This is a genomic window from Bacillus cereus group sp. BfR-BA-01316, assembly GCF_022664195.1.
Taxonomy (GTDB): Bacteria; Bacillota; Bacilli; order Bacillales; family Bacillaceae_G; genus Bacillus_A.
Genome location: NZ_JAKUGX010000027.1, coordinates 41525 through 62578, shown reverse-complemented (window position 1 = coordinate 62578; position 21054 = coordinate 41525). Strand labels below are relative to the sequence as shown.

Here is a 21054-nt window from a genome sequence, read left to right as displayed (position 1 = left end):
TATGTGGACGTATATAAAACGCGATAAAAGATTTTGGATAAGCATTGGGTTTCTTCTCATATTAGTTCTTTTGAGCATCGGAAATACGATATGGAATGATGGACAGATTAAAAAAGTTACACTGCAATATGATGCGGCTGGCAATCCAGAAGTGCCACCGTTTTCACCTTCATTACAATTTTTACTCGGGACAGACCGGAAAGGATATGACCTTTTACATTTAGTCATTGAAGGCGCGAAATGGACGATTGGTATATCTATTTTAATTGCGGCACTTAGAATGGTAATAGGTGTGTTTTTCGGTGTTGTGCTCGGAACATATATAAAAAGAGGCTTTTCGAAGATTGAGGCTTTTTTTGATAGTTTCACAGTTATTCCGACAGTTATGATTGCGTATTTCTTTCTTCAATCTGTGAATACCTTTGGAAGTGGAGAGGAAACAACAACTTTTTTTGAAAGGGCTTCGTTTCAAGTTGTATTACTTGTAATGCTTGCGATGCCAGTTATTGCATTGTATGTTGCGAAGGAAGTTCGTAAATTACAAACAGAAGAATTTATTGATGCCGCGCGCATATTAGGTGGATCGAGAAGACATATTGTTATAAAGCATCTTTTTCCGCATCTCTATATGACGTTTATACTCGTATTTCTTCAACAGTTTACACAGACTCTTACTATTTTACTGCACTTAGGGTTACTGGAAGTGTTCTTTGGCGGAACTGTTAAGTTTTTAGGACCGGTAGAAGAATTAGACTCTTACACACACGAATGGTCAGGTTTAATAGGAGTTTATTTTAGATCATTAACAGTGCATCCATGGATTCCTCTTGTCCCAATTACATTTTTCGGGCTTACTATTTTTTCAGGAAATATGATTGTGAAAAGTATAGAAGAAGCGATGATGAAAGTGAGGATAGGGGGAGAAATCAAGAAGGAAGTTGCAGAAAAGGAACAACCTGCTGTGCAGTCAAAAGAAGAGCTATTTACGTTTAAACATACGATGTGAAAATAAAAAAGAAGCAAGCATAATCAATGCTTGCTTCTTTCTATTTTGCAGAAACTTCGCCTTCAGCTTCTGTTTGCGGAATACAGTATCCGATTATTCCACCAATTATTGCTGGAACGATCCAGCCGATTCCTAAGTTGTAAAGAGGAATTGTGTGTACGATATTAGCGATAAAACTTGGAATCATTCCCATATTATCAAGTGCATGAATACAGCTAATAATGAATGCCGCGATCATCGCTCCGATATAGACAGAAGGTTTACGTTTCGTATATTTATCAATAAATGATACGAAAATTAAAATGATTGTAATTGGGTACAAAATAATTAATACAGGTAATGTAATTTTGATTAATAAGCTTAATCCTAAGTTTGAAATAATAAAGCTAAAGATACAAACGTATAGTACAAGCTTCTTGTATGAAACATTTGTTAATACTGTTGTGAAATAGTTGGCGAATGCACTTACAACACCGATTGCAGTCGTTAAACAAGCAGATATAATCGCGATGCTTAATAAAATGTTACCGCTTGTCCCAAAGAATTGATACATAACGGTTGCTAATAGCTGACCACCGTTTTCGAATTGTCCTAAGTTTCCGTTTGAAGCTCCGATATAACCGAGTAAGAAATAAACAACTGTTAAGAAAAGGGCAGCAATGCTTCCGCAAATAATTGTATATTTCGCAATCGATTTTTTCTCTTGTATACCATTTTGGCGAATTGCATTTACAACAATTGTTGATAGTACGAGAGCACCGATTGCATCTAATGTTAAAAAGCCTTCGAGAAATCCTGTGAAAAATGGGATGTCTTTATAGTCACCAATAGGTTCTGCGAACGATCCTGGCGAAAGAATTGCTTTTGTTGCCATAATTGCAATAATGCCAAGTAAAATTGGTGTTAATATTTTACCGATATGATCTACTAATTTGGATGGATTTAATGATAAGAAGTAGACGACTGTAAAGAAAATCGTACTAAAGACTAACATAGAGTACCATTGATCTGGGAAAAGTGGTGCGATCCCAATTTCGTAAGATACAGATCCAGTTCGTGGAATAACAAATAGTGGGCCGATTGAGAGATAAATAATGATAGCGAATACTGCTGCGAATTTTGGATGAACACGGCTCGCTAAAGTGTTAAAACTACCACCGGCAAGGGCAACAGCAACGATAGCAAGTAAAGATAAACCGACGTCTGTAATAATAAATCCTGTAATGGAAACCCACATATTTTCTCCTGAAGAAAGTCCGAGAAGTGGCGGGAAAATCATATTACCAGCACCGAAGAAAACTGCGAATAGTAGTAAACTAATCGAAAGTATTTGTGCTGGTTTTAAAGTTGTACGCATATAAAGAAAAGCCTCCTAATGAGTGTTTTTGTCGAAAATTCAAATAATTTGTCGAGTAACTGTTATTATTTTAAAGGTCTGATGACTAGAAAGCAATAGGGAATTTTGAAAATATTTTAAAATAATGCGTAAAACTGAATAAATATTCTATTTATATGTTAATAAGGAAGGATTTAACTTTTAACATAAAAACACACATATCGCTAGGATATGTGTGTTAAAAATAAATTTTTCGATCACGCTCTTCTTTTAAAATTTCTACTGCTTCTCGGAAGCGTTGTGAATGAACAATTTCCCGTTCGCGTAAAAAGCGTAAGCTATCATTTATGTCGGGATCATCTGATAAATCAATTAGCCATTGATAGGTTGCTCGTGCTTTTTCTTCAGCTGCAATATCCTCATATAAATCTGCGATAGGATCTCCTTTTGCTTGAATGTAAGTAGCAGTAAAGGGAACACCACCAGCATTATGATAAAACAACGCACTATCATGATTAGCATATTGTGCATCTAATCCAGCAGCTTTCATTTGTTCAGGTGTTGCATCTTTTGTTAATTTATAAATCATTGTAGCAATCATTTCTAAATGTGCGAACTCTTCTGTACCAATATCGGTTAGTAAGCCAACAACTTTGTCAGGAATTGTATAACGTTGATTTAAGTAGCGAAGGGCGGCGGCTAACTCACCGTCTGCACCACCATATTGTTCAACTAATAACTTTGCAAGTGCTGGATTACAAGTGCTCACTTTAACAGGGTATTGCAATTTTTTTTCATAAATCCACATATTTTCTCTCCTTCATCTTGTGTTAATGGACAGTAATAAGCATTCTTCTAGGCGAAGAAATAGCAGGGAATGTATAGTAGGCTTCATAATGATTTGGATTAAAGAATTCAAAACTAATGAAAGTTTTACGTTATATTTGCCATGGCCAAGGTCCTTTACTCCATTCCCATGGAGCATTTGAATAACTATTTCCAAACTGCTGGAGTGGACCGTATTTTTCTTCAATTTTTTGTTGTAATACTCTTCGTTTATAGGAGAAATCGTTGAATTGATTTATAGCTGCAGTATCGTCTGGATGCGTATCTAAATAGAGGGTAAGTTCAACTAATACAAAATCAAATTCTTGTAGTTCTTCAATCCATTTGTAATATTCATCAGGCAATGTTTGTGTCACGTTTTTGTTCACCGTCCTTTTTTGTGAGGGTTTTCATAATAATCATAAAATGCAGGCCATAGAGTCCCTTTTCTTAAAGCCTCTTTTGGTGGGAATTGCGGTAAATTAGTTGGTTGAAAGCCCATGTATAAGTGGGGGGGAGTTGAGTAATATTTTTTTCCGATTGGAGGACAAGGATCGTTTGGGCCGTGATAAGGTATGAAGGATTTCATGAATTTATCCATGTTACACTCCTCCTTTATAAATGAAATATTCATCACTATGTATTGTATTCGTACATAATTGTAAATTATGACTCATATAGAAAACTAATAGAGACAGGGGGAGTGCGGATGGAAAGTATTACAACATGTATTGTATTAGAATCTAAAAATTTAAAGGAAACATTATATTTTTATGAAGGAATTTTAGGTTTTAAACCGAGCAAGGAAAGACCACAATTACGTGTAACAGGTGTTTGGTATGATATTGGTTCGACGAGAATTTGTTTTGTTGTAAATCGGAATTTTGGGAAGTACAGAGAGACTGTCACATCATCAGTGAAGGAAATATTTTTAAAAACTACAAATATCGAGCGAATAAAGAAAAAGTTAGAGTTTTATCAAATATCATTTGCAGAGGAATGCTATGGTGAAGAAGTAAGAATAAGTGTTTATGACCCAGATCGTTTTAAACTCCAAATTGTATCAAAAGAGAATACAGAATAGAGTCTTTTGTAATGTAATAATCTTAATGGCGAATGAAAAAAATATTGACAAGCCTCTCCAAATATTTTAATGTGATTGTATAAAATTGTGTATATAAAGGGGAGTAACTTATTACAATAAAGTCGTCATTACAGGGAGAAACCCTCGGCTTTATTGGCAACGTTTCGTTGTTAGTGAGACCTTTACCAGCAATGGTAAAGGCCCCTTATGTCTTTTTTAGGACCCTTACCATATTGGTGGGGTCCTTTTTGTATACAAAGAGAGGAGATATAAAATGAAAAAACTTATAAGTAGATTAAGAGTTGTATTTCATGTCCGCCGTTTTGTTCCATTTTTATTTGACTTTTTCACTTCAAAAGAGGTTTCAATAAAGAAGAAAATCTTATCTATTGCTTTTTTAGTTGGTTACGTTGCTATGCCACTCGATTTAATTCCAGACTTTTTACCGTTTATCGGTATTTTAGATGATATTGGAATTGTTTTATTCATTTTGAACCGAATCGTAAAGATGGCGCCAGTACAATTGCAAGAAAAACATAATGTAAATGTGGGATAGGGGCTAAAAGTATGGAGCAAATTATTTTAGATATAATCGAGTATTTAAAGCAGTTTTCTTATTTTGGAGTTGTGTTAGCTTTAACTTTTGAATTTATTCCGGCAGAGGTTGTTTTACCTCTTGTTGGGTATTGGGTATACGAGGGGGATATGAATTTTTGGCTAGCTGTGTTAGCCGGAACAATCGGTGGAACGACAGGCCCATTAACGTTATATGCACTCGGTTATTACGGTGGTCGTCCTCTATTAATAAAATACGGGAAATACTTCTTTATTAAAGAAGAACAAATTCAAAAAGCAGATGATTTCTTTGAGAAATATGGACCGGTTGTAGCATTTTTAGGACGCTTCATTCCGGGAGTTCGAACACTTATTTCCGTTCCATGTGGTATGGCGAAAATGAATATATGGAAATTTAGCATATATACATTTGTAGCAATGTTCCCGTTAACGACTTTGTATATTTATTTTGGAATGAAATTAGGTCCGCATTGGGAAAAGGCAGCGGATGTTGTTGGACAATATATGTTACCTATATTAGTGGTCGTTCTTATTGTTGTAGGTAGTATCTTTATCTATAAATTTATGAAAAAACGAAACAAAACGGAATCTATCTAGTCATTAACGCTAAGGTTTGATTATTTTTTTAGAATAGATGAATAGTACAGGCAAAAGACTCTAAAGGACATACACATATAGGGAATATAAAAGAGAGAGGGGAAACAACTATGTCTTGTGAGTGCTCAGGGTCAGCATTAACTTGCTGTCCAGATAAAAATTATGTGCAAGATAAAGTGTGTAGTCCGTGGTCTGCTACTGTAGTTGCAACAGCAATTGATAATGTTCTCTATACAAATAATATTAACCAAAATGTAATTGGTACTGGTTTTGTTAAATATGATGTTGGACCAGGCCCAATTACTGTAGAAGCACTTGATTCTGCTGGGGCTACAATTGATACACAAACATTAAACCCAGGAACGAGTATTGCTTTTACGTATCGTCGCTTTGCTAGTATACAAGTTGTGTTACCTGCAACACCTGCTGGAACGTATCAAGGAGAATTTTGTATTACAACACGTTATCCACTTTCATAGTAGAATAGGGGAGGATCAAAATGGGAATGAGAAGTTCCAGTTTGTCTTGTTGTTCTAATAAAACGCTTGTGCAAGATCAAGTATGTACAGACTGGTCTATTACAGTTGCTGGTACTCAAATTGTATACACGAATAATATTACACAAGAAGTGTACGGTTCAGGTTATGTTAAATATGATGTAGGCGCAAACCCGATTACCGTTGATTTTTTAGTAGGTGCTACAGTAGTTGATACGATTACTGTACAACCGCAAAGTAGTGGTACTTTCACAGTGCGACATTTTACTACTGTTCGAATTACTACGACGGGAACAACGGTTAATCAAGGAGAGTTTTGTATTACAGTACGTTATCCGATTTCATAAAAAAGCATACCGAAATGGTATGCTTTTTTGTTGGAGAAGGAATGAAATAGTTATTTTATAAACAACATGTAAATTGGCAACAGTACTTGCCTTCTAAATATAGTGAAGGATTATTTTGTATATTGATAACACTTACGGATTGTAAATCTTTTCCTGTGTAAGACATTGTATTACCAGGAAACACAGTGAAAATATTGGTTACTGCTCCGACGATTTGAATTGTAATTGCTTCGGTGCTGCTAGTACTATTATAAACCGAGACAGTACCTGATATAAGTAGTATCCCATCACTTTGCCACAGTATCATTGATGGTGATGCATCTTTGGTAGAGGGAATAGTGTTATTAGTTATGAGGAAGTTTCCTGCAAATTCATTTGTTACTCGTTCGCAACTTGGATTTGGAGGAGGGGGCGGTGGACAAGGGGCTGGACAAATGATAGATAAAGGAGCAAAACAACCAATATTTTTTTGTTTTTCAATACAACCCCTCCTTTTTAAGTTGTCTTTTACTACTATTAAATGTAGAAGCATGGCCGATGTGTTAAGAAAAGAATAAAATTTTTAAAATTAAGATTGTCTAATAGGCTTACAGCTTAACTTATCATTAATGTTATAGAAAAGATTATATGTAAATAGACATGGGAAAAGAATAATCAGACTCTTTTAGACAAAAGGTGTTTGTATACAATAGTACGAGTAATGTTGGAGTTAACACCTAATTAACTGTATATTTACAAAAATCTAATAAAATTCATTTGTTATTTAAACGACATTAATATGTTTTAGATAAAATAGCTCTTGTAATGAATCAATTATTATGAGGAGGATTCACGTGGAAAGAACTACTTTAAGAAAAGTAAAAGGTCTTATTGGATTATTAATGGTGTTTGTATTGGCATTTGTATCATTTCCGTGGAGTACATCGGTTAAAGCGGAAGAGAAAAAGAAAGAAAAGGCACCAAGTGAGAAGAAAATCGTTTTCCCAGTTGTAAGTGATGTGCATATTAAAGATAGTGGAACAGATGATACGTTCCGCTGGAAAAGAGCGATTGAGCAACTTAATACGCTTGCACCAAAGCAAGATGCGTTTGTCATTGTAGGTGATTTTACTGATTCGGGTTCAGTAAAGCAATATGATCGTTTCATGCAAGTGTATAATGAGAATGCAAATAAAGATGCGGTACGAATGAATTCTCTCGGTAATCATGATTATTGGAATGGCTTATCTGTAGAGGGAGCGCAGAAGCGTTTCTTAGAAAAGACAGGAATGGAATCGATTTATTATCATAAAGTGGTAAAAGGGTATCATTTCCTTGTTATGTCTCCAGAGGATGGGACAACACATGGCTATTATTCGGACAAGCAAATTAATTGGTTAAAAGAAGAAATGGCAAAGGCACAAAAAGATGATCCAGAAAAACCGATTTTTGTGTTTTTACATCAACATATTAAAGATACAGTGTACGGTAGCCAAGAATGGGGAACGAAAGATAGTGCAAAGATTAATGCGGTATTAAAAGAATACCCACAAGTAATTACGTTTTCAGGTCATTCACATTATCCGTTAGATGATCCAAGATCGATTCATCAAAAAGACTTTACGTCTGTTGGAACATCTTCTGTAAGCTATATGGAAGTTGAAGGCGGTAAAGTACAAGGGAATATCCCGCCAGGAGCTAGTACATTAAGCCAAGGTTTATTGGTAGAGGTAGATGACAAAGAGGTAACAATTAATCGCCGTGATTTCCATACAAACTCTTGGACAGGTGAGCCTTGGAAAATTAAATTACCAACGAAAAAAGAAGGATTCAACTATGTAGAAGATCGTGATAAAGAAAAGCCATACTTTGCGAAGGATGCAAAGCTTGCTGTATCAAATGTAACGGAAAATGCGGCAACAGTAACATTCCCGCAAGCGTTGGACAACCTTCTTGTTCATTCTTATCGCTTGCAAGCAAAGGATAAACAAACAGGTGAGATTAAAAATAAGCTATTAGCGTTCTCTGGGTTTTATCGTGATCCAGTGCCGAAAGAACTTACATTTACGCTTGCTGGATTAGATGGTGGGAAAACATATACACTTGAAGTGGTTGCAATTGATTCGTTTGGCAATGAAAGTGCGCAACCGTTAACTGCAGAAATCACAACGAAAAAAGATAATATTGATCCGAATGTGAAAGTACCAAAGGCAGACGTTTTTGATGTGAATTTCTTAGATGGTACATTTAAAGATAACTCACCGTTTGGAACAAAAGGTGATGTGAAAGGCAATGTATCTATTGAATATGATAAAGCGTTGAAAACAAATGTAATGAAATTAAATGGAAAAGCAAATACATTTGGGTACCTTCCATTTTCAGCAACACAAAAAGAAAAAGTAGCAAATTCATTTACGTTAGAAACTGTATTTTCAATGAATGAAATTCGCGGACAAGGTATTTTGCAAAATACAGAGAGCGGTGGAATTGGTTTTGAGTCTACAGGAAGTGGATATGTAGAATTATGGGCTCATATTGGCGGAAGTTATAAACGTGTGGGCGTTCAATTAGAAGCAAACAAAACGTATCATTTAACAGGAACGTATAATGGAAGTGAAGTAGCAATTTATGTAGATGGTAAAAAAGTAAATAGTCAGCCAGCTCAAGGGAAAGTATATCACCCGAACGTACCATTCGCATTTGGTGCAGATCCTGATAGCAATGGAAATGGCGGTATTCCGTTAAATGGACAAATTGCGTTAGCAAAATTATATAGTAAAGCATTAAGTTCTTCAGAAGTAGTAGCAGCATATAACGAGTTTTCTAATCGTACAAAATTAGAGCAAGTAAATGCGTTATATGAAGAGAGTGGAAAAGTGAAAGAAGTGTTAGCTGGTACTTATGAATTTGGTGAAAAGCCAGGTCAATATTCACAAGAAGCTTTTAACGAATTACAAAGAAGCTATGACAATGCAAAGAAAGTGTTTGAGAATATAGCGAGTACAGGAGAACAAATTGTTCAAACGTATAATGAATTAAAAACAGCAAACCAAACATTTGTACAATCAAAGGTAGCAGAAGAACAGCCAAAAACACCGAAAGAAAAATTAAAAGGGAATGTTGAATTTGCAAAAGCTTTAGTAAAGAAAGCGCAAGATGGAAATGTAACAGACGGTTCAGTTAAATCATTAAGTCAAAAAATCACAGTTGCAGAAGCTGCGTTAAAAGATAAAAATGTAAAAGATGAGTATGTGGAATCAATGAATCGTACGCTAGAGCACGCTATTTCACTTGTTGAAAAAAGCATCAACAAATAAGGTATAAGAAAAAGAAGCTTATCATGATAGGCTTCTTTTTTGTTATACTAAAAGTAGTATAGAAAAAGGGAGCGAATAATTTGGAAGAGAAAAAACTAAAAAGAATTCTTGAATATGTATGGATCGCAGTTGTGCTCCTTGTAGGATATTATTTATTAAAAGATAAAAGTATATGGGTTCTATTTTTAATGACATTTTTATTAGCTGGATTAGGAACGCTATTTATTAACTTTTTCTTTGATAGTGTAAACGCGTGGAGAAAGAAAAAGAAAGAGGCGAAGTAAGGGTGAAGAAGTATACAAAAGTTGCAGGTTATGTACTAACTTGCATCGGTATATTTTTCAGTTTACAATCGTTAACTAAAAAACATAATAGACATGAAAATAGCTCGCCGTTTCATAGGCGAGCTATTTTATTACGCTTTTTTCTTCTCATCATTTGTTTTTTCATTAGCTAAATGACTATGTTTTTTAGAGTAGAAAAAGTAGACGCATAAACCGATTATAAGCCAGACTGCAAAGCTGATCCATGTCATTTTAGACAAATTAATCATTAAATATAAACAACAAAGAATAGCGACAACTGGTAGTACAGGTACGAGTGGTGCACGGAAGCCACGTTTTAAATCGGGATGAGTTTTCCGTAAAATAAGTACAGCAAAGCAAACGAATGTGAAGGCTGTTAACGTACCGATGTTTACTAAATTCGCTAGTAAATGTAGATCTAAAAGTCCTGCTAATAAAGCTGCAAATATCCCAGTAATCCATGTGTTTAGTAAAGGGATTTTTACTTTTTTATTTACGCGTGCTAATGCTTTTGGCAGTAAACCGTCTCGGCTCATTGCATACGAAACGCGAACTTGTCCATACATAACGACTAAAAGAACGGTTGTCATTCCTGTCATCGCACCAACTGCAAGTAGCCCCGCAATAGTATCTTCACCGACGAAATGCAGTGCAAATGCAACAGGATCAGAAACGTCTAATTGCGTATAAGGAACCATACCTGTTAAAACGAAAGATACGATCATGTATAAAACTGTACAAATGAGAAGGGAACCGATAATACCGATTGGTAAGTCACGCTGCGGTTTTTTCGTTTCTTCTGCAGCGGTTGCGATTGCATCAAAACCTAAAAATGCGAAGAAGACAGTGGCAGCTCCAGTAATAATACCGTCGTACCCGAATGGAATGAACGGTGTCCAATTTTCAGGTTTTACATATTTTGCGCCTGCCACGATAAAGGCGATAATAACTGCTAATTTTATAAGGACCATAACATTATTAATGCGTGCGCTTTCACGTATACCAAAACTTAAAAGCCCAGTAATGAGAAGTAAAATACAAACAGCTGGTAAATCAATGAGACCACCTTTTCCCGTTCCAGGAGCCGAGGAAATAATGGCGGGAAGGTGTACATTGAATCCTTGAAGCAATGATTGTAAATATCCAGACCAGCCAACAGCTACTGCTGCAACTGCGAGTAAATATTCGAGCATTAAACACCAACCAACGATGAAGGCGACAACTTCTCCGACGGTCATGTATGCATAAGTATAAACACTTCCTGAGACTGGTATAGAAGAAGCGAATTCGGCATAACAAAATGCTACACAAGCACAAGTAAATGCAGCAATAAGGAATGATAGCATAATACCAGGACCAGAATGTTTTGCTGCTACAATACCTGTTAATACAAAAATCCCTGTCCCAATTACAGCGCCGATTCCTAAAAACGTTAAATCGAGTGCCGTTAATGTTCTATCTAGCTGCCGTGGTGATTCAGTACTAAGCGCTTTTTTTCGTAATAATGACTTCACTTTGAACTCTCCTCCTTTAGTTTTCATCTCCATAACTGCGAATATAGTACGAGCCTATTGGAAAAGAGTATGTAAGTGAATGAAGATACAGTTATGGTATGTAGTTTTTTTGAAATTTCTGGATTAATCTTATTATAATTCAGAATATTTTGTCAAATAAAACTTTAACAAATAAAATGCCGGTTGTAAGGAGAAACTATGTGCAGAAATAGATGCAGGTTAACAAAAAGATTTACTTTATATAGTAGGAGAAGATGCTATGTTATTTTATTTTGAACTTGTCGTCATTTTACTTTGTACGAAATTAGCTGGTGATATTAGCGTTAGGCTTGGCCAGCCTTCTGTACTTGGTAAATTAATCGTTGGTATTATTATCGGTCCTGCTGTGCTTGGTATTATTAATAGTTCAGAACTTATTGATGAGCTTAGCGAAATTGGTGTTTTGCTACTTATGTTTATGGCGGGACTCGAAACAGATTTAGAAGAGTTAAATCGGAATTTAAAAGCGTCCTTTGCAGTAGCGGCTGGTGGAATTATTTTCCCTTTCATCGGTGGTTATGTAACGGGACTGCTTTTCGGATTGATGCAATCCCACGCCATTTTTTTAGGATTATTACTTTGCGCAACATCGGTTAGTATTACGGTGCAAACGTTAAGAGATTTAGGGAAAATGAATACGAGAGAAAGTACAACGATTTTAGGAGCGGCTGTATTTGATGATGTGATAGTCGTTATTTTATTAGCGTTTGTAATGAGCTTTTTAGGAACGCAAGATGTGAATATAACACTGGTTATCGCAAAGAAAATTATTTTCTTTGTAAGTATCGTTTTTATCGCATGGAAAGTAGTTCCGTGGATTATGAAAATGCTCGTACCACTTCGTGTATCGGAAGCGTTAATTAGTGCGGCTCTTATTATTTGTTTCTCTTTTTCGTATTACAGTGAAATGATGGGAATCGCAGGTATTATTGGGGCATTTGCAGCAGGAATTGCCATTTCACAAACAGAGTATAAGCATGAAGTGGAACATAAAATTGAACCAATTGCGTATGCGATATTTGTCCCAGTGTTCTTCGTAAGTATCGGAATGGAAATTACATTTCAAGGTATCGGAAGCCAACTTTGGTTCATTATCATCATGACGCTCATCGCAATTTTCACAAAGTTAATTGGATCAGGTTTAGGAGCAAGACTAACAGGATTTAACTTACAATCTTCTATTAGTATCGGTGCGGGAATGGTGTCGCGCGGGGAAGTAGCGCTTATCATTGCAGCAAATGGATTAACGGCGAATTTATTAGCGAAAGAAAATTTCACAGCGATTGTCATTGTTGTCATATTAACGACGATTATTACACCGCCGCTTTTGAAGAAATATTTTGTATAGAGAGAACGGGCTTATCTTATATAGGTAAGCCCTTTTTTTATCGCAAAAAGCAATGGTTATGTAGCATGAATAGGTTGTAATTATGTTAAAATCTACGTATATGCTAGGGTAAGGAGAGAAATAGATGAAGATTACGAGGGGAAAAGTTATAGGTGTAGTTATACTTCTTTTACTTTGCATACCATGTATGGCAGGAAAAGAATCAAAAGTGAAAGATTTTCCGGTTTCTATTTTTTCTTCTTATGTGGAAGGTGATAACCTGAAAGAACATCAGTACACTGCTTTTGTACCTGACTTTGCAATTTGGATAAATGGATGGGAAAAACAGAGATCTGAAGGCGAAATAACTGCATATAAAAAAGGGGATCGAACTGTAATTGTTCACCATCCGTCTGGTAATGATGGCTATTATCTTCATGAAGAAGTAGAATATACGAAATAAAAAGTAGCCACAAGAAGTGGAGGTTAAATGGTGAAAGCTTCAACATTACTATTTAAAATTGAAAATAATATGGATCAATTTTCACCAGCTGAAAAGAAGGTTGCCATGTATATAATGGGGAACGCAGAGATTGTTCCGAATTTAACGACGAAAGAAGTGTCTACAAATGCGGGATCGAGTGAGGCGAGTGTTGTACGTTTTTGTAAAACAATCGGTATTGGAAGCTTTAAAGCATTTAAGATAGCACTCGTTCGTGAATTAACAATTGTTGATTATAATATTAACGACTTTTCAGTGATGAATACAGAAGATGGACCGTATGATTTGTTTAATAAAGTTACATATGTGAATAAAGCTGCAATTGAGGCGAGTGTTACTGCGATAGATAAGAAGGAACTTGAGAAAGCTGCTGATAGTATTGTGAAGGCTGATAAGATCATATTTTACGGTGTTGGTGGATCAGCTACACCGGCGATGGACGGAGCTTATAAATTTACTCGCCTTGGATTTACAGCGATGATGCTATCTGATTTTCATATGATGTTGCCACTCGTCACGAATTTAAAAGAGGGAGATATATTTGTGGCGATTTCAACTTCTGGGCGGACGAAAGATGTGCTCGAAATGGCGCAATATGCGAAGAAGCGAGGGGCTACAGTTGTTGCGATTACGAAGCTAGACCAATCATCTCCTTTATATAAAGCGGCAGACATTCGCCTTTGTATGCCAGATGTAGAGCAAGATCATCGCATTGCGAGTATTGCGTCAAGGATGACGCAACTGAATATGATTGATGCTTTATACGTTATTACTTTTAACCGTATCGGTAATAATGTGATAGATCAATTTATGGAGACGAGAGAAGAAGCTCTGCGGTTACGGAAGTTAAAGTGAAAAGATGGGGAAACCCATCTTTTTTGTGTGACTGGACATAAATTTGTCATGAAAAGAAATGAAATTTCATAAAATAAAAAAGTAATGTCGATTTTAAATTTCTTAAAGTTATAATAAAAGTGTGAAATAAAATTTCAAAGAAGGTGACAACATGTTAGAAAATTTATCTACAGAACATCGTAATGAGAAGACGATGAATTTAGATGAGATGAGCATAAAGGAAGTTTTACAAAGCATGAATCAGGAAGATCGGACTGTTGCGTTAGCAGTTGAAAATGAAATAGAAGAAATTGAAAAGGTTGTACAGATTGTTATTAAGTCTTTTGAAGAAGAAGGCCGTTTAATTTATATTGGGGCTGGTACGAGTGGCCGTTTAGGTATTTTAGACGCAGTGGAATGTCCACCGACATTTGGAACAGATGACAAAATGGTGCAAGGATTTATAGCAGGTGGATTGAAAGCGCTTACCAAGGCGGTAGAAGGCGCTGAAGATCGTGAAGAGTTAGCAGAAGAAGATTTGAAAAGCATTGGATTAAACGAGAAAGATACGGTTATTGGAATTGCAGCAAGTGGTAGAACACCTTATGTAATTGGCGGATTGAAATACGCAAGTAGTGAGGGAGCGAGTACAGCTAGTATTTCCTGTAATAAAAATGCTGAAATAAGTAAATATGCAAAACTAAATGTGGAAGTGGAAACAGGCGCAGAAATATTAACAGGCTCAACACGTTTGAAGGCTGGTACAGCGCAAAAACTAGTACTCAATATGATTTCTACAGTGTCTATGATTGGTGTAGGGAAAGTATATAAAAACTTAATGGTAGATGTTCAATCGACAAACGAAAAGTTAGTAGAACGCTCAAAACGAATTATTGTTGAAGCAACAGGCGCTAGTTATGAAGTAGCTACAGAGTATTATGAAAAAGCAAATCGAAATGTGAAAGCTGCAATCGTTATGATATTACTACAGTGTGAATATGGGGAAGCACTAGAAAAATTAAAATGTGCGAAAGGATTTGTGAAGAAGGCACTTTAAACTCTGGGGAGGGGGGATTCTGTTATGAAGAAAGAAGAGATAATGGCGAGTAGGATTACGGAGCAACTTGGGGGAGTAAAAAATATTCGTGGCATTGCTCATTGTATGACGAGGTTACGATTAACGCTTCATGATGAAAGTAAAGTGAACATGGACCTTTTGAAAAAAGTTGAAGGTGTTATGGGTGTGATTGAAGATGAAACACTTCAAGTTGTCGTTGGTCCAGGAACAGTAAATAAAGTAGCAGCTGAAATGGAAGTTTTAACAGGATTACGAATTGGTGAGGTTGCAGACCATCACCTTGAAGATCTCGGTCAAGAGATAAAGTCAGGGATTAAGAAGAAAAATAATACACCAGTGAAAAACTTTTTAAGAAAAATAGGAAGTATTTTCATTCCGTTAATACCTGGTCTTGTCGCATCAGGAATTATAAACGGGGTTGCTAACTTTGCGAAAAATGCAGGCGCCGACCCGAATGCAACATGGCTACAAATGTTACTATTAATTGGCGGCGGTATCTTTACATTCTTAGGCATTTTAGTCGGCTGGAATACAGCGAAAGAATTTGGAGGGACACCAGTTCTTGGGGCAATTGCAGGTATTTTAATTTTCAATCCAGCGATGGCGAATGTAAAATTATTCGGTGAAGCGCTAGTACCCGGACGGGGCGGATTATTTGCAGTTATTTTTGCAGCATGGCTTATGGTTGTAGTTGAAAGACAAGTTCGAAAAGCTGTGCCAAATGCAGTTGATATTATCGTGACACCACTCATTACTGTATTAGTGGTAAGTATAGTAACGATGTTAGCAATTCAGCCAGTTGCAGGTTTCTTATCTGAAGGAATTACAAGCGGAATTAATGCTATCTTAAATATTGGCGGAGCATTTGCCGGAGCTGTGCTTGCTGGAACATTTTTACCTCTCGTAATGGTCGGATTACATCACGGTTTAACACCGATTCATATGGAATTTATTAATCAAACTCACGTAACGCCTTTATTACCAGTATTAGCAATGGCTGGCGCTGGGCAAGTAGGAGCAGCGATTGCAATTTATGTGAAAACAAAAAATAAACGCCTTCGTAATGTGATTAAAGGTGGATTTCCAGTAGGATTTTTAGGAATTGGCGAACCGTTATTATACGGGGTTACATTGCCACTTGGGAAACCGTTTCTTACTGCTTGTTTAGGAGCGGCTGTCGGCGGTGCGTTCCAAGCAGTTATGAAAACAGCCGCACTCGGAATAGGTGTATCAGGATTATCATTAATTCCGTTAATTGCTGATAATAAATATTTATTATATTTCCTTGGTTTAGTGATTGCATATACTTTCGGATTTATCTTTACGTACTTCTTCGGATTTAAAGAAGAAATGGCAGAAAATATATAGAAAAAGAGAAAGGGGTTTCCTTTCTCTTTTTCTATTAATAGAGAGGGAGATTTATATGATAGGAGTTTCAATTTATCTTTCAAAAGAGCGAGTAGAGAAACAAGAAGCATGGTTAAAAATAGCGAAAGAAAACGGATTTTCATCTATTTTTACATCTCTTCACATTCCAGAAGATGATCCGAATACGTATAAGGAGTTAATTCAAATACTTGGGAAACAAGCTCTCGAAAATGAAATGGAATTAATGGTTGATGTCTTTCCAAAATCGTTAAACCATTTAGGAATAACGTATGAAAATGTGGAAGAGTTAGTAGAGTGGGGCATTACTGGTTTGCGAATGGATTACGGTATTGCACCAAAAGAAATTGCGCTCGTATCTCATAAAATGAAAGTGGCTTTAAACGCGAGTACGATTACAGAATCATTTTGGAAAGAGTTACTTGCGGAAAATATACGAGTAGATCGTGTAGAAGCGTGGCATAATTTTTATCCGCGTCCAGAAACAGGACTAGCAAAGTCGTTTTTACAAAAACAAAATAAGTATTTACATGATTGCGGAATAAAAACGATGGCATTTATTCCGGGAGATGATGAAAAACGAGGTCCTTTATATGGAGGTTTACCAACGTTAGAAAAGCACCGCAATATGCGGCCGCTTGAGGCGTATTTAGAACTTGTTCAAGAGTGTGCCGTCGATAAAGTGCTAATTGGAGACATAAGCGCGAGTCTAGAAAGGGTACAAGAAATCGCGATGGCGAGTAATGGGATTATTCCGGTGCGATATCAATCATTTATAAATGATAGCGACACTGTACAATTGATAGAAAGAGTGCATACGAACCGGCTTGATCCAGCACGTGATGTAATTCGCTCTGTAGAATCGCGTGAAGAAAATAAAGTTGTATTACAACCGATGAATACAATTTCAAGAAAACGGGGCAGTATTACAATCGATAATGAATTGTACGGTAGATATGCTGGTGAAATGCAAATTGTTATAAATGATTTACCTGAAGATGAGAGAGTGAATGTTGTTGGAATGGTGATTGAAGAAGATGTGTCTTTATTGTCTTATATAGGTGCTGGGGAAAAATTTCAACTTATTCTAAGTAATAGAGCGAAAGCTTGAATTAGCACTATTTTGTAAAAGACATTATTCGTAAAACGGATAATGTTTTTTGTTTTCTTTCAAAAAAGTGTTTGACGAATGAAGAGAAATACCGTATTGTTTTGTCTTGTGAATAAATGTTCATCATAACAAAACAAAAAAAGGAGAGTTCAAAATGAATCAATATATTGGTAATTTAATTATTCGTATCGTGTTAGGAGTTACGTTTTTTGCACACGGTTTAGCAAAGTTTCAATCAGGTATCGATAACGTAGCAGGATGGTTTACAAGTATCGGCTTACCAGGTGGTCTTGCATACGGCGTAGCAACAGTTGAATTAGTAGGTGGTATATTATTAATTATCGGTTTAGGTGTACGATATGTAGGATTGTTATTCGCTCTTATTTTGGCTGGAGCTATCGTAAAGGTAAATGGAGCAGCAGGGTTATTAGGAGATGGAAAGAATCCGGGATATGAATTAGATCTTGCTTTATTATCAATGGGTGCGTATTTATTCGTTGTAAAAGCAGAAGGATATGTAGATCGTTTCTTAAAAGAGAGAGTAATGAAAACGAAGTAAATTTCATTTTTTAAGTGTTGACTTGACGACTTGATGTAACTATAATGATTACATCAAGTTAGTTAGGTATAAAATGATACCGATATTTTTTTACACAAGATGTAACTATTCTGATTACACCTTGTGTAAAGTTTAAAGGAATATGAAAGCAGGAGGAAGTAACATGCTTAAATCAAATTTAGAAATTATTCGAAGCACATATGAAGGACCATCTTCTTCAAATACAAAACATTTAGCGGAAGCTCTCTCTGAAAAAGTAGAGTGGACAGAGGCAGCCGGTTTTCCGTACGGTGGAACGTATATTGGTGTAGAAGCAATAATGGAAAATGTATTTAGCCGTTTAGGATCAGAATGGGATAATTATAAAGCGAGTGTAAATACGTACCATGAAGTAAACGGAAAAGATGTAATCATTGCTGAAGGTGTTTACTCAGGAGTTTATAAAGAGACGGGAAAATCCTTTGAAGCAGACTTTGTTCACGTATGGAAACTTGAGAACGGAAAAATCGTGAAGTTTAAGCAGTATGTGGATAGTTATATTGTACGAGAAGCGATGAAGGCTTAAAATAAGGAAACAAATGGAATCGACTATGTGCAGGCGATTCCATTTGTTTATGTAATTATTAGGGGGAATGGGGAGTACATAATATGAAAAAATGGATAATAGGGACAATTACAATGATTGTAATTGTGATGGGGGCTTTATTCGGTGTTACTAAATTTCTTAATTATATAGAGGAGGAGGAGAAGAGCCTTAAAGTACAAAAAGTAATGGATCAACAGGAGAAGAAAGTAAAGGAAGAGAAGCCACAAGTTAGTGAAGATGAAATTATTTCTACAATGCATAGGATGGTACATCAAAAAGTGAAATCCTCTGAGAAATGGGGATTTATCGAAATGACAAATAAGGAAATTAGTAGTGCGAAGAACGCAGTAGAAAGCAGTACTAATTTTAAATATAAATCAAAGCTACTTTCTACCTTGGAGCGTTGGGAGAAAGGAGACTTTTCACAAACGGTTGAGGAGCATAACTTTTTGTGGGAAATTCAAGGTGGTGATACCGGAAAGGCAACAGAACGCTTATCGCCAGAAGAAGAAAAACAGTATGTGAAAGAAATGAAAGGTAAATAAAAAACATCGCCACTCTGGTGGCGATGTTTTTTCATTAAGAATGCTTTCGCACTAAAGCTCCAGTTGGCTGCGAAGCAACGGTTTTAAAATGAGAAAATAAATAACATCCTGTCACGACGATAATTGTCCCGAAAATTTGAATCCATGTTAGTTCTTCTCCGAGGAAAATAAAGGCTAGGATAGCTGTAAAAATCGGATTGAAATTTAGAAAAATACCCGATGTAGTAGCTCCTAATTTCTGTACACCAATGTTCCAAAATACCATACAAAGGACCGTTGAAATCAATCCTGTATATAAAAGTGATGTTATGAAGGAAGAATTAATATTGGAAACAGTGAAGTTGCCTATGTTAAATGGAAGCAATAAAATGACGCCAAAAATGCCAGAATATAACGTCGCCATTAGTGGTGTAACTGTTTTTGTCGCCCATTTACTACAAACAGAATAAATGCCCCAAATACAAACAGCCGCAATCATCCATAAATCGCCGCTATTAAAATGTAGTGAAAACAATAGAGCGAAATTTCCTTTCAAAAGAACAAGGATGACCCCGGAAAATGAAAGAATCATAGAAAGAATTTGAAGTGTATTTACTTTTTCTTTTAGAAATAACACAGAAAATAATGCAATCGAAATAGCGTTCAATGTAGAAATAAGACCTACATTCGTTGCGGATGTTTTTTCTAGTGCTAAAAATTGAAAAATGTTAAAAAGAACGACTCCTGAAATTCCCATAAGTATTAACGGAAGTATTGCAGAGCGTGGTGGAATGATTTTCTTCTCTTTAAACCATACCATTGGTAATAAACAAATGATCGCAATTATCCATCTTAAACTTGTCAGTGTCATCGGAGATGCATGATCGACGAGTGATTTCCCAACAACAAAATTTCCTCCCCATAATAAGCTCGTTAATAATAATAAAAAGACATAAAAATAAGGCATGCTAAAAACCCCTTTTTTGAAATAAGAATGAACTGTAAATAATTTTAGCATTTTTCTTTATTATCTAATATATTCTTTTGTATAATGGTTAAAACTCGATAAAATGTTTTGTTAGAAATCTTATTCGAAGAAAAATATTCAGTTTTATATAAGTTATGGGATGTTTCTTCGAATAATCATCGGTAAGAAAAAAGGAGGAATTTTGATGGAGTCATCTGTTATTAAAGTGCTTGATAATTTGGATGTGAAAATTTTAGATATATTGCAGAAAGAGTCACAAGTAAGTAATGCAGAGTTAGCACGCCGCGTTAATTTATCACCAGCTGCGATGCATGCAAGAATAAAAAGATTAGACGGGGAAGGATTCATTGATAAGCAAGTAGCAATTTTAAATCAAGAAAAGCTAGGTTTTGATTTACTTTGCTTTATTTTTATGAGCACGAATATTCATCAGTATGAAAAGCTTGAAGTGTTAGAACGAGAATTAGAATCTATGCCTGAAGTGCTAGAATGTCACTGTTTAACAGGAGAGTATGATTATTTATTAAAAGTTGCAAATCGTGATCGTAAGGAACTGGAGCATTTTATTAGAAAGCTGAATAAGCTTGGTATTACACGTATACAGACGAGTTTAGCACTGCGTGAAATTAAATATTCGACGGTATTGCCGATACGAAATGAGGAACCAAGCATTGATTAGATTGCTTGGTTTTTGTTTGTGAAAAATTCAGAAAAGTGATTGACGGAGAGAAAAGAGA

At 35.8% G+C, this 21054-nt stretch carries 26 protein-coding genes; 19 read left to right on the top strand and 7 right to left on the bottom strand.

Features of this window, described 5'->3' with window-relative positions:
• The first annotated feature begins 1 nt into the window (after position 1).
• On the top strand, positions 2-1006 hold the full coding sequence (locus MR071_RS18890) for an ABC transporter permease (RefSeq protein ID WP_242237535.1): 1005 nt from the start codon (positions 2-4) through the stop codon (positions 1004-1006).
• A 40-nt stretch (positions 1007-1046) separates the two neighbouring features.
• On the opposite strand, the gene brnQ2 is transcribed toward MR071_RS18890, so the two are convergent.
• The 4 genes from brnQ2 to MR071_RS18870 form a co-directional block, all read right to left on the bottom strand.
• Entirely contained in the window at positions 1047-2363 is a 1317-nt protein-coding gene (gene brnQ2 / locus MR071_RS18885; protein WP_242237532.1) for a branched-chain amino acid transport system II carrier protein BrnQ2, read from the bottom strand.
• A gap of 217 nt (positions 2364-2580) precedes the next feature.
• Positions 2581-3150: a spore coat protein CotJC gene (cotJC, locus tag MR071_RS18880; RefSeq protein ID WP_002170510.1), complete on the bottom strand. Its 570-nt coding sequence runs from the start codon at positions 3148-3150 to the stop codon at positions 2581-2583.
• 130 nt (positions 3151-3280) lie between these two features.
• Entirely contained in the window at positions 3281-3544 is a 264-nt protein-coding gene (locus tag MR071_RS18875; protein ID WP_002116426.1) for a spore coat protein CotJB, read from the bottom strand.
• A gap of 8 nt (positions 3545-3552) precedes the next feature.
• The gene (locus MR071_RS18870) at positions 3553-3768 is read right to left on the bottom strand and encodes a spore coat associated protein CotJA (protein WP_105585793.1); all 216 of its coding nucleotides are present in this window, start codon (positions 3766-3768) and stop codon (positions 3553-3555) included.
• Positions 3769-3876: 108 nt separating this feature from the next.
• On the opposite strand from MR071_RS18870, the gene MR071_RS18865 reads away from it, so the two are divergent.
• The 5 genes from MR071_RS18865 (at position 3877) to MR071_RS18845 (ending at position 6268) form a co-directional block, all read left to right on the top strand.
• Positions 3877-4251, top strand: a complete 375-nt coding sequence (locus MR071_RS18865; protein WP_242237529.1) for a VOC family protein — start codon at positions 3877-3879, stop codon at positions 4249-4251.
• Between the two features lie 274 nt (positions 4252-4525).
• Positions 4526-4807, top strand: coding sequence for a YkvA family protein (locus MR071_RS18860; protein WP_000733844.1), 282 nt, complete (start codon positions 4526-4528; stop codon positions 4805-4807).
• An 11-nt stretch (positions 4808-4818) separates the two neighbouring features.
• Positions 4819-5424 carry a DedA family protein gene (locus MR071_RS18855; protein WP_242237527.1) on the top strand — a complete coding sequence of 202 codons (606 nt, stop codon included), beginning with the start codon at positions 4819-4821 and terminating at the stop codon, positions 5422-5424.
• Positions 5425-5534: 110 nt separating this feature from the next.
• On the top strand, positions 5535-5903 hold the full coding sequence (locus tag MR071_RS18850; RefSeq protein WP_100063499.1) for a DUF3992 domain-containing protein: 369 nt from the start codon (positions 5535-5537) through the stop codon (positions 5901-5903).
• Positions 5904-5923: 20 nt separating this feature from the next.
• Positions 5924-6268, top strand: coding sequence for a DUF3992 domain-containing protein (locus MR071_RS18845; RefSeq protein ID WP_242237523.1), 345 nt, complete (start codon positions 5924-5926; stop codon positions 6266-6268).
• 55 nt (positions 6269-6323) lie between these two features.
• On the opposite strand, the gene MR071_RS18840 is transcribed toward MR071_RS18845, so the two are convergent.
• Positions 6324-6704, bottom strand: coding sequence for an S-Ena type endospore appendage (locus MR071_RS18840; protein ID WP_242237553.1), 381 nt, complete (start codon positions 6702-6704; stop codon positions 6324-6326).
• On the opposite strand from MR071_RS18840, the gene MR071_RS25635 reads away from it, so the two are divergent.
• The 3 genes from MR071_RS25635 to MR071_RS18825 all read left to right on the top strand — a co-directional run bounded on the left by MR071_RS25635 (position 6592) and on the right by MR071_RS18825 (position 9848).
• On the top strand, positions 6592-6825 hold the full coding sequence (locus MR071_RS25635; RefSeq protein WP_242237520.1) for a hypothetical protein: 234 nt from the start codon (positions 6592-6594) through the stop codon (positions 6823-6825). The genes MR071_RS18840 and MR071_RS25635 overlap by 113 nt on opposite strands.
• Positions 6826-7101: 276 nt before the next feature.
• Positions 7102-9564, top strand: a complete 2463-nt coding sequence (locus tag MR071_RS18830; RefSeq protein ID WP_242237517.1) for a LamG-like jellyroll fold domain-containing protein — start codon at positions 7102-7104, stop codon at positions 9562-9564.
• An 80-nt stretch (positions 9565-9644) separates the two neighbouring features.
• Positions 9645-9848 (top strand): hypothetical protein, encoded by a 204-nt coding sequence (locus MR071_RS18825; protein ID WP_002201657.1) that lies wholly within the window; start codon positions 9645-9647, stop codon positions 9846-9848.
• A gap of 131 nt (positions 9849-9979) precedes the next feature.
• Here MR071_RS18825 and MR071_RS18820 read toward each other — a convergent pair whose 3' ends face one another.
• The gene (locus tag MR071_RS18820; protein ID WP_242237511.1) at positions 9980-11416 is read right to left on the bottom strand and encodes a branched-chain amino acid transporter BcaP; all 1437 of its coding nucleotides are present in this window, start codon (positions 11414-11416) and stop codon (positions 9980-9982) included.
• Positions 11417-11642: 226 nt separating this feature from the next.
• Here MR071_RS18820 and MR071_RS18815 point away from each other — a divergent pair, with 226 nt between their 5' ends.
• From MR071_RS18815 to MR071_RS18775, 9 genes are all read left to right on the top strand, one after another.
• Positions 11643-12770, top strand: a complete 1128-nt coding sequence (locus tag MR071_RS18815) for a cation:proton antiporter (protein WP_083596011.1) — start codon at positions 11643-11645, stop codon at positions 12768-12770.
• Positions 12771-12894: 124 nt separating this feature from the next.
• Positions 12895-13212: an outer surface protein gene (locus tag MR071_RS18810; RefSeq protein ID WP_242237508.1), complete on the top strand. Its 318-nt coding sequence runs from the start codon at positions 12895-12897 to the stop codon at positions 13210-13212.
• Between the two features lie 30 nt (positions 13213-13242).
• Positions 13243-14106 carry a MurR/RpiR family transcriptional regulator gene (locus tag MR071_RS18805; RefSeq protein ID WP_105585862.1) on the top strand — a complete coding sequence of 288 codons (864 nt, stop codon included), beginning with the start codon at positions 13243-13245 and terminating at the stop codon, positions 14104-14106.
• 151 nt (positions 14107-14257) lie between these two features.
• Positions 14258-15142: an N-acetylmuramic acid 6-phosphate etherase gene (gene murQ / locus MR071_RS18800; protein ID WP_242237505.1), complete on the top strand. Its 885-nt coding sequence runs from the start codon at positions 14258-14260 to the stop codon at positions 15140-15142.
• A gap of 24 nt (positions 15143-15166) precedes the next feature.
• Complete coding sequence (locus MR071_RS18795; protein WP_242237503.1) at positions 15167-16531, top strand: PTS transporter subunit EIIC; 1365 nt, start codon at positions 15167-15169, stop codon at positions 16529-16531.
• Between the two features lie 55 nt (positions 16532-16586).
• The gene (locus tag MR071_RS18790; RefSeq protein WP_242237500.1) at positions 16587-17660 is read left to right on the top strand and encodes a DUF871 domain-containing protein; all 1074 of its coding nucleotides are present in this window, start codon (positions 16587-16589) and stop codon (positions 17658-17660) included.
• Positions 17661-17814: 154 nt separating this feature from the next.
• A complete protein-coding gene (locus tag MR071_RS18785; RefSeq protein WP_105585782.1) occupies positions 17815-18219 on the top strand; it encodes a DoxX family protein in 405 nt (134 codons plus the stop codon).
• Between the two features lie 163 nt (positions 18220-18382).
• Positions 18383-18784, top strand: a complete 402-nt coding sequence (locus MR071_RS18780; protein WP_242237497.1) for a nuclear transport factor 2 family protein — start codon at positions 18383-18385, stop codon at positions 18782-18784.
• An 83-nt stretch (positions 18785-18867) separates the two neighbouring features.
• Positions 18868-19350 carry a PRK06770 family protein gene (locus tag MR071_RS18775; RefSeq protein ID WP_105585780.1) on the top strand — a complete coding sequence of 161 codons (483 nt, stop codon included), beginning with the start codon at positions 18868-18870 and terminating at the stop codon, positions 19348-19350.
• Positions 19351-19384: 34 nt separating this feature from the next.
• Here MR071_RS18775 and MR071_RS18770 read toward each other — a convergent pair whose 3' ends face one another.
• On the bottom strand, positions 19385-20296 hold the full coding sequence (locus MR071_RS18770; protein WP_105585779.1) for a DMT family transporter: 912 nt from the start codon (positions 20294-20296) through the stop codon (positions 19385-19387).
• A gap of 205 nt (positions 20297-20501) precedes the next feature.
• Here MR071_RS18770 and MR071_RS18765 point away from each other — a divergent pair, with 205 nt between their 5' ends.
• Positions 20502-20996: an Lrp/AsnC family transcriptional regulator gene (locus MR071_RS18765; protein ID WP_242237494.1), complete on the top strand. Its 495-nt coding sequence runs from the start codon at positions 20502-20504 to the stop codon at positions 20994-20996.
• Positions 20997-21054 lie beyond the last annotated feature (58 nt).